General features: G+C 37.8%; 17 protein-coding genes and 3 riboswitches. Of the genes, 10 read left to right on the top strand and 7 right to left on the bottom strand.

The genetic code is table 11. The annotated features are described in order from the left end of the window. Nucleotides 1-28 precede the first annotated feature (28 nt). On the bottom strand, nt 29-730 hold the full coding sequence (locus ACQKMR_RS03070) for a GDSL-type esterase/lipase family protein (protein ID WP_427695966.1): 702 nt from the start codon (nt 728-730) through the stop codon (nt 29-31). Between the two features lie 231 nt (nt 731-961). Between ACQKMR_RS03070 and ACQKMR_RS03065 the strand changes: the two genes are divergently transcribed. Continuing rightward, on the top strand, nt 962-1,468 hold the full coding sequence (locus tag ACQKMR_RS03065) for an N-acetyltransferase family protein (protein WP_427695965.1): 507 nt from the start codon (nt 962-964) through the stop codon (nt 1,466-1,468). Between the two features lie 96 nt (nt 1,469-1,564). Here the strand turns inward: ACQKMR_RS03065 and ACQKMR_RS03060 are convergent, their stop codons facing one another. Both ACQKMR_RS03060 and ACQKMR_RS03055 read right to left on the bottom strand, forming a co-directional pair. Next, entirely contained in the window at nt 1,565-1,756 is a 192-nt protein-coding gene (locus ACQKMR_RS03060) for a Spo0E family sporulation regulatory protein-aspartic acid phosphatase (protein ID WP_427695964.1), read from the bottom strand. A 273-nt stretch (nt 1,757-2,029) separates the two neighbouring features. Beyond that, nucleotides 2,030-2,218, bottom strand: a complete 189-nt coding sequence (locus ACQKMR_RS03055; protein ID WP_053345075.1) for a Fur-regulated basic protein FbpA — start codon at nt 2,216-2,218, stop codon at nt 2,030-2,032. Between the two features lie 177 nt (nt 2,219-2,395). Next, a riboswitch (SAM riboswitch) is annotated at nt 2,396-2,500 on the bottom strand. 148 nt (nt 2,501-2,648) lie between these two features. Beyond that, nucleotides 2,649-2,753, top strand: a riboswitch (TPP riboswitch). A gap of 75 nt (nt 2,754-2,828) precedes the next feature. After that, a riboswitch (TPP riboswitch) is annotated at nt 2,829-2,918 on the top strand. A gap of 118 nt (nt 2,919-3,036) precedes the next feature. Here ACQKMR_RS03055 and tenA point away from each other — a divergent pair. Genes tenA through thiE form a run of 5 tightly spaced genes read left to right on the top strand, consistent with a single transcriptional unit; the run spans nt 3,037 to nt 6,463 of the window. Beyond that, entirely contained in the window at nt 3,037-3,726 is a 690-nt protein-coding gene (gene tenA / locus ACQKMR_RS03050) for a thiaminase II (protein ID WP_427695963.1), read from the top strand. Between the two features lie 15 nt (nt 3,727-3,741). Continuing rightward, nucleotides 3,742-4,263, top strand: a complete 522-nt coding sequence (gene thiW, locus ACQKMR_RS03045) for an energy coupling factor transporter S component ThiW (protein WP_427696088.1) — start codon at nt 3,742-3,744, stop codon at nt 4,261-4,263. After that, nucleotides 4,232-5,038 carry a bifunctional hydroxymethylpyrimidine kinase/phosphomethylpyrimidine kinase gene (thiD, locus tag ACQKMR_RS03040; RefSeq protein WP_427695962.1) on the top strand — a complete coding sequence of 269 codons (807 nt, stop codon included), beginning with the start codon at nt 4,232-4,234 and terminating at the stop codon, nt 5,036-5,038. Before thiW ends, thiD begins: the two co-directional genes overlap by 32 nt. Next, nucleotides 5,035-5,850 carry a hydroxyethylthiazole kinase gene (gene thiM / locus ACQKMR_RS03035; protein WP_427695961.1) on the top strand — a complete coding sequence of 272 codons (816 nt, stop codon included), beginning with the start codon at nt 5,035-5,037 and terminating at the stop codon, nt 5,848-5,850. Before thiD ends, thiM begins: the two co-directional genes overlap by 4 nt. Beyond that, complete coding sequence (thiE, locus tag ACQKMR_RS03030) at nt 5,831-6,463, top strand: thiamine phosphate synthase (protein ID WP_427695960.1); 633 nt, start codon at nt 5,831-5,833, stop codon at nt 6,461-6,463. Before thiM ends, thiE begins: the two co-directional genes overlap by 20 nt. A 40-nt stretch (nt 6,464-6,503) precedes the next feature. On the opposite strand, the gene ACQKMR_RS03025 is transcribed toward thiE, so the two are convergent. Continuing rightward, entirely contained in the window at nt 6,504-7,709 is a 1,206-nt protein-coding gene (locus ACQKMR_RS03025) for an MFS transporter (RefSeq protein ID WP_427695959.1), read from the bottom strand. Nucleotides 7,710-8,006: 297 nt separating this feature from the next. On the opposite strand from ACQKMR_RS03025, the gene ACQKMR_RS03020 reads away from it, so the two are divergent. Together ACQKMR_RS03020 and ACQKMR_RS03015 are read left to right on the top strand one after the other, a co-directional pair. Further along, a complete protein-coding gene (locus tag ACQKMR_RS03020; protein ID WP_427695958.1) occupies nt 8,007-9,494 on the top strand; it encodes an aldehyde dehydrogenase family protein in 1,488 nt (495 codons plus the stop codon). Nucleotides 9,495-10,077: 583 nt separating this feature from the next. Beyond that, nucleotides 10,078-11,310 carry an aminopeptidase gene (locus ACQKMR_RS03015; RefSeq protein ID WP_427695957.1) on the top strand — a complete coding sequence of 411 codons (1,233 nt, stop codon included), beginning with the start codon at nt 10,078-10,080 and terminating at the stop codon, nt 11,308-11,310. 489 nt (nt 11,311-11,799) lie between these two features. Here the strand turns inward: ACQKMR_RS03015 and ACQKMR_RS03010 are convergent, their stop codons facing one another. Next, the gene (locus ACQKMR_RS03010; protein ID WP_427695956.1) at nt 11,800-12,051 is read right to left on the bottom strand and encodes a hypothetical protein; all 252 of its coding nucleotides are present in this window, start codon (nt 12,049-12,051) and stop codon (nt 11,800-11,802) included. Between the two features lie 584 nt (nt 12,052-12,635). Between ACQKMR_RS03010 and ACQKMR_RS03005 the strand changes: the two genes are divergently transcribed. Beyond that, nucleotides 12,636-12,803, top strand: coding sequence for a hypothetical protein (locus tag ACQKMR_RS03005; RefSeq protein WP_162878786.1), 168 nt, complete (start codon nt 12,636-12,638; stop codon nt 12,801-12,803). A 145-nt stretch (nt 12,804-12,948) separates the two neighbouring features. Here ACQKMR_RS03005 and cspC read toward each other — a convergent pair whose 3' ends face one another. Beyond that, nucleotides 12,949-13,149 (bottom strand): cold shock protein CspC, encoded by a 201-nt coding sequence (gene cspC / locus ACQKMR_RS03000; protein WP_010331195.1) that lies wholly within the window; start codon nt 13,147-13,149, stop codon nt 12,949-12,951. Between the two features lie 469 nt (nt 13,150-13,618). Between cspC and ACQKMR_RS02995 the strand changes: the two genes are divergently transcribed. Further along, nucleotides 13,619-13,822, top strand: coding sequence for a hypothetical protein (locus ACQKMR_RS02995; RefSeq protein ID WP_427695955.1), 204 nt, complete (start codon nt 13,619-13,621; stop codon nt 13,820-13,822). Here ACQKMR_RS02995 and ACQKMR_RS02990 read toward each other — a convergent pair whose 3' ends face one another. Beyond that, on the bottom strand, nt 13,823-14,401 hold the full coding sequence (locus ACQKMR_RS02990) for a YdcF family protein (protein ID WP_427695954.1): 579 nt from the start codon (nt 14,399-14,401) through the stop codon (nt 13,823-13,825). Nucleotides 14,402-14,559 lie beyond the last annotated feature (158 nt).

The raw sequence follows: 14,559 nt of genomic DNA, 5'->3' as shown, positions 1-14,559 counted from the left end.
ATATTGCTTCTGTGCACTTTTTTTGAATTTATTTAAAATTATAACTATCTAAAATCCGATTGGTAATGAGCTGATACCCTTTTTCATTTGGATGAATTTTATCACTGAAATACTCTTTTTTCTTTTTATTTTCAAACAGATCATTAGTAGGGATAAATATCATTCTTTTATCCTCTTCTACTACTTCCTTTACTGATTGGTTATAATCATGAATGTGCTTTTCAAGCCTTTGATCATCTTTTTTTGGATTATACAGCCCAACTACAAGTATATCCGCTTTTTTGTTTTTCTTTAATAATGTAGAAAGGATCTTATGTAGATGGTCGATATACTCTCGTTTACCATCATTTATTTTTTGATCACTTATTTTTTTCAAGTTACCTCCATTACTGTTAATCAAGTCGTTTGTTCCAATATATACGATAAACGTGTCTGCTTTGTCCAGTTTCGTTTTAATTCGATTATCTTCAAGCTGATCAATGACACCCTCTGTTTCCTGGCCTTTAATACCGTAATTCCAAAAACGGACTTTTTGCTCAGAATCAGGGTTATTCAATTCATCCTCCAGACCTTCTACATAACCTCCCCCATCCTTATCACCTTTTCCATAGGTTAACGAATCTCCAAAAGCCATCACATCTTGCTCATCTTTCGACTCTGAAGCCTGAAACATAGATGCAACAAAACAAATTACTAGTACAATTACAGATAAACCTACTATTTTTTTCATTTGTTTCTCCTTTTGTATTTACTATGAAGTTTTTTATCTTTTAATTACCCCAAAAAAGAATATACTTAACATGAAAAAAATGAATTGTCAGAAAAACTGAAAAAAGTGTATGATACAATAAAAACATTCAATGAAACGGGTTTTCGTCAACCTCCTTTTATTCATAAATAGGGTAATAAGAATCCCATGTTTCTGGAGATTGTATACATAAAAAGGATAGGAGTTAAAATGATGGATGAGTATATAGAGTTTAGGGAAGCAGAACTAACAGATTTACCAAGAATAGTCGAAATATATAATTCGACTATTGCTTCAAGGATGGTCACTGCAGATACAGAACCTGTTTCAGTGCAATCAAGGCTTAAATGGTTTGAGGAACATCATTCTGAAAGACGACCGCTATATATTATTACATTCGAAGGAAAAACAGCTGGATGGATGAGTTTTCAATCTTTCTATGGTAGGCCAGCCTATGATTCTACTGCCGAGATCTCCATATATATTGATGATTATTTCCGGGGAAAAGGAATCGGACAAATTTCGATTCAAAAGGCAATTGAAGTGAGTCCAAAATTAGGTGTTAAGACACTACTTGGTTTTATATTTGCTCACAATACACCGAGCCTAAGACTTTTTTCTAAATTTGGTTTTGAAGAATGGGCGCATTTACCTCAAGTTGCCGAGCTTGATGGTATTGAACGGGATTTAGTCATCCTTGGTAAGCGTATTAATAATTAATATTTGAATTTCATTACTTAAAAGCTATTGCCTTCATTCAGCAGTAGCCTTTTTTAGTTTAAATGAAGGAATCTATTTTAAAGTCAATGACGAAATTTAATAATCACTATGAACTTTCTTAAACGAAAAATATTCTGATTTTCTTTTATTTGTTATAGCATTTAACAGCGAATCCAATTCTTGACTTGCTTGAACAGTTAGAAGGCTTGTAAAACCATAATCTGCTGCCAATTTAATCATTTCCCGTCTCTTTTCTTCTATTCTTTCTACGGTTATCTGTGGGGGCATCTATAGTCACTTCCTATTTATTCAATTTTCTTACACCTTTTATGATAATGAAATTAGTAGTTAAAATCAACCATATATGGGAATTAAAATATGTTATTACACAAGGTAAATGTGACAAAAAGCCTATTTCACTTCCTGTTTGTGTCTTTTTTGTGACATATTGATTCTAGACAAAAATAAAAAAGCATTCACTCATATACCCTGCGAATGCTTTAATAATATTGATCAGATTAATTAATATTTTAAGATAGTAAAGTATTCTAAGAACTCTTACTATGTCATCCACTCTGAAGGAGACTCGATATTAGGTCTATTAATTACAATCTTATATTCATCTTCAAGCACTTTTAATGGAACATCATATAGATGTCTTTCATCAGAGGTTTTATAAACTCCATTCGCCAATAACTCTTCAATCAACAATGCCTTCCTTTGTTCAATTCTCTTAAATAATTCTGCCATGTAAATGGCTCCTTCCCTTGTCTTCATGAGCTCAATTTAATATGAGCTAAATTGCAGTAATAGATTTCATTTCCACCAATTTATATTTACCTTTTCTATTATGTCACTAAACGTTATTTCACAAAAATAAAAGCCACTTCTAATTCAAGAAGAGGCTTACAGTAGTCCGTTCGGCTCTTCTTATCTTCCAAGCGTATGCTTGTTGGATGTGGCACAGTTCCCAAAATGGGTCTGCTGCCGAGGTTTCTTTGGGCCAAGTCCCTCCACCTCTCTGGATAAGAATTCAATATATAAAAGATGTAGAAATGATTTTATCCCAATATTCTTCAAAAGTCAATTACCCGGTTCCCCCTTCTTTTGATAGGTGCCCCATTCAAATTCGGGTTGCAATTTCCTGGCTTTCTGATATGATGTCAGTAATTACATACATTAACACCACTAGGGGAGTCTTTTTTTAGACTGAGATGGAATTTGTTCCGGACCCTTTGAACCTGAACTGGATCATACCGGCGGAGGAAAGTGGACGATATCGTCTTTAAACACATGACTTTATCCATCTACCCGTTCCGTTTTTCAGGAGCGGTTTTTTTTTAGATGAAAAAATGAATACTTAGACTGCTAGGGGAGCTCTTTTGCTGAGAATTAAACCCTTTGCACCTGATCTGGTCGTACCAGCGGAGGGAAGCAGGCTGTAAGAAGGAATTTGCTTCTTCCTCGGTAACAGCCGCTTTCCTTCAGAGAGCGGTTTTTTTATTGATCAGATAGTGTATGCACACTTTACAATTTTAGTAAATTTTAAATTTCAAGGAGGATGAACCATGGAGAATACCAAATTAGAAACCTTCAGTGATAGACTTCATGAACGTGCAAAAGGAATCTGGAAAAGGAACCATACACATCCCTTTGTTCAGGCTATTGGAGATGGGACGCTTTCAGAAAAGAAATTTGCCTATTACCTAAAGCAGGACTATATCTACCTTATGGATTATTCCAAACTCTTTGCTTTAGGAGTCATCAAAGCTCATAATCTCGAAATAATGGCTAAGTTTGCAAGTATTTTGAATGAAACCCTTCAAGTAGAAATGGATATCCATCGGAATTATGCTTTGGAATTCGGAATCAGCTCAATGGAATTGGAAAATACAGAACCTACTCCGACCACCCTAGCCTATACGGGTTACATGCTAAATGCAGCTCAGCATGGGACTTTGGCCGACCTAATCGCCTGCCTCCTTCCATGCGCTTGGGATTATTATGAGATCGGTTTGCTATTAAAAGAACAAAATGGTGAAGCATTGGAAAACAATCGCTATGCTGATTGGATTAGATCATATTCATCTCCTGAATTTGGTGAAGCTCACAAGTGGCTGATTGCATTGCTAGAAGAGTTATCTGAAGGAATGCCTGAAAAAGAACTTCTTAGATTAGAGAAGCATTTTTTGGTGACTTCCCGTTATGAATATTTATTCTGGGATATGGTTCAAAATGAGCATGATTGGCCACTGTAGGGTGTTGGCATGATGATGAATCCAATCAAGAAAATGACGCTGACTGCAATGATCGCGGCTATTACGACTCTAACCAGTTCATTTATTTTCATCCCGGCCGGATTTGCAAAAATCTTTCCTATTCAGCATCTGGCAAATGTCATGACAGCCGTTTTATTGGGGCCAGCATATGCGGTAACACAGGCTTTTTTAATTTCCATCATTAGAAACATGGTAGGTACCGGTTCTATATTTGCCTTTCCTGGCAGCATGATTGGAGCCCTTTTGGCTGCCGTTCTCTATCGCAGAACGAAAAGCATGGAATTCGCTTGCTTAGGAGAAGTTTTTGGGACCGGTATTCTAGGATCTCTTGCCTGTTACCCACTCGCTGTACTATTTTTAGGGGAAAAAGCAGCTCTTTTCGGTTTTTTACCGGCTTTTCTACTTAGTTCGTTTGTGGGTGCTACTCTAGCATTCATATTATTAAAAACACTTTTGAAAAATCATTATATAAAGGGGTTTTTTTATGAAAACAGCTCTAACCATCGCAGGCTCTGACTCTGGGGGCGGTGCGGGAATACAAGCCGATTTAAAAACATTTTCTGCACATGGGGTTTTTGGTATGTCTGTCATAACAGCTGTAACGGCACAAAATACAATGGAGGTCCGTTCAGTACAGGCTATCGATACAGCTATTATCACGGATCAAATTGCAGCTATCTTTGAAGATATACACGTCGATGCAGTAAAAATAGGTATGCTTGGATCAAAAGATATAGTTGAAACAGTCGCTGCGTCTCTTAAAACCTTCTTACCCGCCATCGTTATCCTTGATCCTGTGATGATTTCCAAAAGCGGCCATCATTTGCTCGATGAAAGAGCTATCTCTGCCTTAAAAACAGAATTGCTTCCGCTTGCAACACTTGTAACTCCGAATGTACCCGAAGCCGAAGTCCTTACTAGCTTGTCGATTCGAACGAAGCAAGATTTTTACGAGGCTTGTATATCAATTAAAGCACTTGGCGCAAAAGCGGTTTTACTTAAAGGAGGCCATTCAGCAGGGAATCCAAATGATCTTTTTTATGACGGAACCGACTTTTTCTGGATTAAAGGAGAACGCATTCATACAAAAAACACCCATGGGACAGGCTGTACTCTGTCATCCGCCATTACATCCAATCTGGCAAACGGACTTCCTTTAGGACAGTCCATTGAACAAGCCAAGACATATATTTCTGAAGCCATACGAAATAGCTTTTCACTCGGTAAGGGGCACGGACCCGTCCATCATTTTTATTCATTTTCAAAAGAAGAAAGGAGTGATTTAATATGAATGTTTCCGTATCAGACTTATTCTTTCAGGTAAGAGAAAGTAAACCGCTCGTTCACCAAATCACTAACTTTGTTACGGTCAATGACTGTGCCAATGCCACTCTTGCCATCGGTGGTTCACCTGTAATGACATCTAGTCCAAGAGAAGTCGAGGATATGGTCAAATTAGCTGATGCTCTGGTCCTAAACTTCGGTACGATTGATGAAAAAGCATTGGAAGCAATGGAGATTGCCGGTAAGACGGCGAATTCCCTGAATATCCCAGTTATTTTGGACCCAGTGGGAGTTGGTGCCACTTCCTATCGTACAGAACAAGTGGCAGAGCTCCTGAAGAAAGTTACCTTCCAAATCATCCGCGGAAATGCGAGTGAAATCCATCGGTTATTGGGTGGGGATATCGTTACACGTGGAGTGGATTCAGGTGAACTTGCGATTAGCAATGCTGAGTTGGCAGCATGTGCGGCTAATAAATTGAATTGTGTCGTCGTAGTCAGTGGAGCAAAAGACGCTGTTAGCGATGGTAAACATACGTCCGTTATCGATAATGGGAACCCTCTATTAACGAATGTTACAGGTACTGGCTGCATGGCTACTGCTCTTATCGGAACTTTTTCCGGAGTCACAGACAATTTCTATGCTGCGGCAGTTGCCGGGATCTCAACGATGAGCATTTCCGGGGAACTTGCTGCTGCAAAACTTCAAAAAGATGAAGGCACTGGAACGTTTCGTGTGCGATTAATCGATGCGATATCAAGAATGGATAAGGAAATTTGGATAAATGAGGTGAAATTGTATGAAGAAGTCTCAAATTGATTTAAGCCTATATTTAGTTACAGAAGAGTCCATAGCAATAGAAGATTTGACCAAAATCATAGCAGAGGCGGTTTCTGGAGGAGTCTCGATCGTTCAACTTAGAGAGAAAAACAATTCCTCCCTCTCCTTTTACAAAAAAGCTTCTGCATTAAAACAGTTACTAAACGAACTATCTATTCCGTTGATCATTAATGACCGGGTAGATATAGCACTTGCTGTTGGAGCAGACGGAGTTCATATCGGACAGGATGACCTTCCACTTCCTGTCATCAAACAACTAGTACCTGACAATATGATTATCGGTGTATCAGTTTCAACTCTAGAAGAAGCTATCGAAGCCGAACAAAATGGAGCTGACTATATCGGTGTTGGTTCTATTTTCCCTACGAAAACAAAGCAAGATGCAACATTAATGGCAAATGGAGAACTTGAGAAAATTTGCCGCAGTATATCGATTCCTGCTGTAGCTATCGGAGGTATTACCGCCGAAAATATCTCATCTCTTTCAGAAAGTGGAGTAACTGGTACAGCGGTAGTTTCCGCAATCATGAATGCGAATAGTCCACAGAGTGCCGCTGAATTCCTTTTAAACAAAATAAAAAACTTCAAGTAATATAAAAGAGGAGGACTAAATTTAGTCCCCCTCTTTTGTGTTATGTCAAAACAGTATTCTTTGTTTCTTTTCCAAAAGCTACGGCAACTGCCCCCACTAAAATAGCAATTGTAAATATAGTAAAGATTGTTGAAATTGGTGTACCCGCAGCAACTAAATAACCGACAAGCAATGGTCCCAAGACCCCGCCAATCCGACCAATTCCAGCAGCTAAACCAGTACCTGTACCTCGAACTACCGTTGGATACTGTTCTGGTGTATACGCATAGAGCGCACCCCATGCACCTAAATTGAAGAATGAAAGGAACATCCCGGATATGATTAAGAGTGCTAACCCTTCTGCTGAACCAAAGAAAAATGCACTAACAGCCGTTCCAATTAAGTATGTGATCAAAACGAATTTACGTCCCATCTTCTCAATCAACCACGCAGCCGAAAAGTATCCTGGAAGCTGAGCTAGCGTCATAATCAAGACATATTCAAAGCTTTGAATCATACTGAAGCCTTTCAAGACCATTACACTTGGCAGCCATAAAAACATTCCATAATAAGAAAAGACCACGCAAAACCATAGAATCCACAACACGAAGGTCTGACGTGAATATTCCTTTTTCCAAACGCTTTTCATATTATTGAGTACGGATGACCGCTGCTTATTTTCCAGTTCTGTATACTTAGGTGAATCTGGTAGTTTCAAACGCAGGTATAGCGCGTATAAAGCTGGAACAGCACTTAATAATAATGCAACACGCCAGCCATAAACCGGAATGATGAAAAAAGAAATAAGGGCTGCCAATATCCAACCAACAGCCCAAAAACTTTCAAGAAGTACGACAACTCGTCCCCTTTTACTCGCTTCTACACTTTCAGAGACTAGTGTCGAGGCAACCGGAAGTTCTCCTCCAAGCCCCATTCCAATCAAAAATCGCAAAATCAAGAACAAACTAAGTGTACTGACTGCTGCTGACAAACCGCTAGCAATAGAAAACAATAATAATGTAATAATAAAGACGTTCTTTCTTCCAACCCTATCTGCCATCGCTCCAAAAAACACAGCCCCCACAGCCATACCAATAGAGTTAATGCTGCCAATCCACCCAACCTGTTCACTGGTTAAGTTCCATTCCTGTTTCAACGCAACAATAATGAAAGAAAGCATACCCACATCAAGTGCATCAAACATCCATCCGAGACCCGCAACACCAAGTAATTTACGTTGTGATATAATTTTTGCATTATTCCCCATATTAATCCTCCTGAAAAGCTTTAGAACTTCTATATATTTTATCCTTTCTTAATTTTAACTATTAAATATCATTTCCGCCATAGTATTTACACATGTCATGACAAAAACATATATTTCTTTGTGAAATTAAGAAGAAACACTTTTAACTAGATGTTTATTGAAATAATTATTATGTCGAATAATATTGATTGAATATTCCATTTTTTTCATTTATCATAAAAATTGGCATAAATCAAAGCGTTATCTATAAGTCAGCATGTTTTGCCCGATTTAACCACTAAATTTAGGAGGGTAATTATGACAAATCTAACGTTAGAGGTAAGTGGAAAGTTGCAAAAATTTTTAACAGGACCAAAAAAGCTCTTTATTAATGGTCAATTTGTAGAAAGCGCTTCAAAGAAAACCTTCTCCACTCCAAATCCTGCCACAGGACAAAAACTTGCCGATGTATTTGAAGCAGATAAAGAAGATATTGACTTAGCCGTTAAAGCAGCACGCAAAGCATTCGATGAAGGTCCTTGGTCAAAGATGAGCGCAGCTGCCCGCAGTAGGCTTATGTATAAACTAGCAGATATAATGGAAGAAAATAAAACAGAGCTTGCGCAGTTAGAAACATTGGATAATGGAAAACCCATCAGTGAAACAACCAATGCTGATATTCCATTAGCCATTGAACATATGAGATATTTTGCCGGCTGGTCCACTAAGATTGTCGGACAGACTATTCCGGTAAGCGGAAATTACTTTAACTACACAAAACACGAAGCTGTAGGTGTGGTAGGTCAAATCATCCCTTGGAACTTCCCACTACTAATGGCCATGTGGAAACTCGGTGCAGCACTCGCTACAGGTTGTACAGTCATTCTGAAACCTGCTGAGCAAACTCCATTATCGGCCCTTTATTTGGCTGAACTAATCTCTGAAGCCGGTTTCCCGGATGGGGTCGTCAATATCGTTCCTGGTTTTGGTGAAACAGCTGGACAAGCTCTTGTCGATCATCCACAGGTCAATAAAATTGCATTTACCGGTTCTACTGAAGTTGGAAAATTAATCATGCGCTCTGCCTCCTATTCATTGAAACGTGTCACATTGGAACTTGGAGGAAAATCTCCAAATATTATCCTTCCAGATGCAGATTTCTCAAAAGCTATTCCTGGTGCTTTAAATGGTGTTATGTTTAACCAAGGCCAGGTATGTTGTGCCGGATCTCGGGTTTATATTCAAAAGAAACACTATGATAATGTTGTTGCCGATATGGCTAGCCATGCTAAAAATATTAAACAAGGGGTAGGCTTAGATCCGAATACACAAATTGGACCTCTTGTTTCTCTGGAACAGCAAAACCGTGTTCTTGGCTATATTGAAAAAGGGAAAGATGAGGGTGCAGAAGTCCTTGTCGGTGGAAGTAAACCGGGTGAAGAAGGCTATTTTGTGTCTCCTACTATATTCGCTGGTGTTGAAGAGAAAATGACAATTGCCAAAGAAGAGATTTTCGGTCCGGTTATTGCCGCAATGCCTTATGAGGATCTAGACGATGTTATTAACCGTGCCAATGCCAGTGAATATGGATTAGCTGCCGGTTTATGGACAAGTGATTTAGCAAATGCCCATTATGTAGCAGGAAAACTTCGTGCAGGTACCGTTTGGGTGAACTGTTATAACGCATTTGATGCAGCTTCCCCGTTCGGTGGTTACAAACAATCCGGAATCGGACGTGAAATGGGATCCTATGCACTTGATAACTATACTGAAGTAAAAAGCGTTTGGGTTAATCTAAATAAGTAATTTTTAAACTGATTTTAAAGAGAGGGTCTCAAAGGGGATCCTCTTTCTTATAGTTCACACTTTTCACATCCCAAAAATTACATTATTCGGATAATCATTATTAGAGACTTTCCCTATTTAATGTTATCCTTGCTACCGGCATATAACCAACCTAACAGAGGAAGTCGGCGTAACGACAAAAGATGGTACGAACCAAGGACTAAAAAGGTTTATGATGTTGATGCCTTAGGAAAAATAAATGTTGATGGTATTTGAGCAGCTGGGGCAGGTGCCGGGGTTAGTGATCATAGCATCGTTACAGCTGGTGATGAAGCTAAAGTGGCTATTAATCTCCTCAGTGAAATCATAGGAGAACGTTATGTGGACCATAATATACTGAAAAATCAATCAATATTCTTGTGGAGCTGGATCCAACCCAATGGGGATTGAATTCAGCTTCTTCCTAATTAAGATAAACTCCTCCTTTATTAAGTTACAATTCAATCTACACTGTTTTTTCTATACAATGGAGTAAAAAGTTTCTTTTTTAATAAACAATCAGTACAATTATAAATGTAGAAAATGGAAAAGGAGTTTATAAATGATGAGTGAATTTCAAACAAATTTAGAAAAATATGCAGAACTTGCTGTTAAAGTTGGCGTCAATATTCAACAAGGACAAACTCTTGTTGTGAACACTACATTAGAGGGCGCTGATCTTGTCCGCATTATTGTTAAAAAAGCCTATGAAAGCGGCGCGCGTAATGTCATTGTTAATTGGAATGACGATATTGTCGGACGCACCAAATACGAATTGGCACCGGATGAGGTGTTCAACGAGTATCCAGAGTGGCGTGCAAAAGAGACAATTGAACTTGCAGAAAACGGTGCTGCTTATCTATCAGTCATCTCCTCTAGCCCAGACTTATTAAAAAGCGTAAAACCTGAAAGGATTGCAAACTTCCAAAAGGCATCTGGTACTGCACTGAAAAAATGGCGTCAGTATATGCAATCCGATAAAGTGAGTTGGTCGATAGTCGCGGTGCCTTCAAAGGCTTGGGCTGATAAAGTGTTCCCTGAAGAAGCAGAAGAAAAACGCATTAATAAACTGTGGGAAGCCATTTTCAAAGCCGTTCGTGTTGATGTGAAGGACCCTGTAGAGGCATGGAAAAAGCACGACGACACGCTTCATGAAAAAGTTGATTATTTAAATGAAAAACATTACCAAAAATTGCATTACACGGCTCCTGGAACAGATCTAACAATAGAGTTACCTGACAAACATCTTTGGGTCGGAGCAGGAAGCGTTAACGAAAAGGGTCATGAATTCATGGCTAACATGCCAACTGAAGAAGTGTTCACGGTTCCATTAAAAACGGGTGTAAACGGTACGGTTTCGAGTACCAAACCGCTTAGTTACGGAGGAAACATCATTGATAACTTCTCTGTGACATTTAAAGAGGGCCGCATCATTGAAGTAAAAGCTGAAGAAGGTGAAGAAATTCTAAAGCAATTAGTTGAAACCGATGAAGGTTCCCACTATCTAGGAGAGGTAGCACTTGTTCCTTTCAACTCTCCAATTTCTCAATCGAATGTGTTATTTTTCAATACTTTATTTGATGAAAACGCGTCTAACCATTTAGCGATTGGAAGCTCTTATGCTTTCTGTATTGAAGGTGGAAAAACCATGAGTCCAGAAGAGCTTGCAGAAAATGGACTAAACGAAAGTCTTGCACATGTAGATTTCATGATTGGTTCTGATAAAATGAATATCGACGGCATCAAACAGGACGGCACTTCAGAACCTGTCTTCTGTAATGGGGATTGGGCGTTTTAATTGAAGGATTGATGTATAAGGGTTTTGAACGTCTAAAACCTTGAGTGCTCACAGAAATGGTCACATTTCTTTAACTTTAAACAAATTATCAAGTTCATCAGCCACGTGTTTCTGCATAATAGGAAGCACGTGGCTATTTATATAACGTAATTTTGGATAGTTGTATAACCAACCCGCTTTGAAAATATTCTATACTACCAAGTCTAGGGTTAATACAACAATTATTAAAGTTAATATAGTTTTGATATGTACTCACCGCTACATTCAATTTCATTTGAATCGACCAGTCTTGAATAAATTGACCAAAAGTTAATTTTATCGGATCAACATCAGTTAGAAATTCACTAAGATAATGTTCCGCTTCCTTCTTAGTATTCCTGTATTAGTAAAATGGATAAAACCACCAATCTTAATGACTGGTGGTTTTTGTGTATTTATAAAAAAGACAAAGTATTTATATCAAAAATACTTTGTCTCCAAATTAATATCCTAGATTATACGGATGAACACGGCAACTCCGGTTAGCCCGAAGTCAAGGTTCAATACTTGTACAAATCTATTTCCAAGTAAACAAAGTGCAGCAGCTCTGAAACAATCACCAGGATTTAAAGTGTTTTCGCAAGGGGCAGCACTTCCAATCACTGTAGCTTCTACAATTGTACGCGGAGCTAAAGGTATTAACGTAGCTCTTTCCCAAAGAATCGTAACTACATCCACAGAACTAGTACAAGAACCAGACATATAATTCACCTCTTTTCGTTGTTAATATATTTAATGCAATTTCAGACAGCTTGGTTCATTCTTTTGTCATGCTATACTAAAAAGAGGCTGATTTATTATCTGATTATTCCAGATAAATTCCAGCTACTTATTCAAAAGGAAATGAGTGAAAAGCTGAAAATCCAAGAACACCTTGAAACTGCCAAGTTGTTGAAACGACAGCCCAAATCATCACGTACACCGCTATAACTGAATTAAGAATGAAGTTTGGGAGCCTGACTTTCGTGACTAATTACCTATTTCGAGGATCACATTCACGAACGGGAAGTTTAAGTATTGAGGGTTTTTGTAAGTGAACGATAGAATCGTTGATTATAAAGATTATCTGTCCTTTTCTGGTCACATGTGGTTACAATTTTCTCATTCAAATCTAAAGGCTCTTTTGTAACAAACAGTAATCCCACGCTTTTGAGCATGTTTATTTGCTGTATCCAGAACTTCACTTTTTTGTCAATACACATGCATCACATAATATCCTATGGGATATCCTGGACACATTTTTTATTGTGAACTATGTTATACTATTAATAAAGAGGGTGCATATATTGAAAAGCAATAAGTATAATAGCGGTGAAACAGTAACTATTCAAGATACTGATGAATTAGTAACAATTAATAAATGGGCATATGTAAAAAACATGAAAAGATATTCTTATACTGTCAAAGAACATCCAACTACTTTTTTCTTTGAAGAAGAATTAAAAAAGGCGTAAGATCGGCTTTTGATTTTTTAATACGCGTACTAAAAAAACCCTATCATCTGAGTAGGGTTTTTCATTGTCTTTTTCCCCAAAATAAAGAACAGACCCCATTGAGGAGTCTGTTCATATAGGTTACAATTTAATTTTAAAATTAAAATTAAGCTTTTTGAACGTTAGCTGCTTGAGCTCCACGAGCACCTTGCTCAACGTCGAAAGTTACTTTTTGACCTTCGTCTAAAGATTTGAAGCCTTCGCTTTGGATAGCTGAGAAATGTACGAATACGTCGTCTCCATTTTCACGCTCGATAAATCCAAAACCTTTTTCTGCATTAAACCATTTAACTGTACCTTGTTCCATTTTTGTTGCCTCCTAGTGCATAACACACAATGTATTACTATTTTTGATCGTTTGTTAAAGAACAATAACACAATCAAAAACAATTCTTTATTAGAGTAACATGAAATGATAAAGATAGCAAATTATCTGGAGATATTTTATATTCGACCAGAGTTATTTCATTTTCATACTATTTCTGCTTGTGTCATTTCCCCTAAACTACCCTTTCTAATACCTCCCTAGATGCTCATACATATTTCATATTGAAATTTTCAAGTAAATACAATCGCACTTTTTCATTTTTTTCCAATTATATGATTCAGATAAGGAGTAACGGGTATATCAAAGTATAAGAAACAGTTCAATTTACATTCAAAAAGAGCAAACAACTAGGAGGTCTATCAATGAAATATTACAAAGTTTCTAATAGCGGTTTTGACAGTAAAGTTATCGTAGCATATGCGGTTATGAAGCACTTGGATTTTATTTGATGGAAATCGATGACCAAATTGGTTTTGTTGATAATATAGAAATAGAAGAAGTTGATCGTGATGTAAGAGTCGAGGCTTCATATACTGGGCATCCCCTTTACAAGACACTAGAGCAAATCTATCATGAGAAAGAATTTTGGGAAGTGCCTAATGTTGTTGTGGATTACGAAGTCCCCACCGTACAGGTAAGGGATTTCAAATAGTTACATTCCAAACAGCTTTGTCAAATAGTATTTGGTAATAGCCAGATATTCACGAATATACGATTTGACCAAGACCACTTTTGGTGTCTTTGCCGGTATCCCGGTTATGTCTAAGCCTTCGCTTTTGGCCATTTCCACTGCACGATAGATATGAAAATCATTCGTAACAATCAATCCTGTAGCTGTTGAATCCGGAATGAGTTCTTTTGAGTAAGCAATATTTTCAATGGTTGTTGTGGATTTGTCTTCCATGATGATCCTTGCACCTTCAATTCCCTGATTGATTAACTCTTGCTGCATTGCCTGAGCTTCTGAAATATCTTCTCCCGGACCTTTGCCGCCCGATACAATGGCTACCGTATTTTTATTTGCTTTTAAATAATCAGCAGCCTTATCAATCCGGTATTGTAAAGATAATGATGGCACTGTTCCTTTAACCCTTGCCCCAAGGACGATAAGGTAACTGGCATCTTCAGGAATTGGCTGATGACTGCTCTCTTGAATTTTCATATGTAAAACCCAAAAATACACTAGTAAAGCAACTACACCAATTACGATAAATTTTAACGCCTTTTTCAAAACAACTTCCCCGTTTCATTTTTCCATTTATTATATAACATATTTTGCCAAAATCCACGACATAACTATAACCAAATGCTCTAGACGTACAATAGCGGGAAATCAAAGTGACTTCCCGCTATTGCTCTTATAGAATGGCCTTAAGGAGGAAGCTTACT

It is taken from the genome of Peribacillus sp. NPDC096540 (assembly GCF_050278525.1).
GTDB lineage: Bacteria > Bacillota > Bacilli > Bacillales > DSM-1321 > Peribacillus.
The sequence above is the reverse complement of the archived record's forward strand: the minus strand, read 5'-3'. Positions and strand labels throughout refer to the sequence as shown.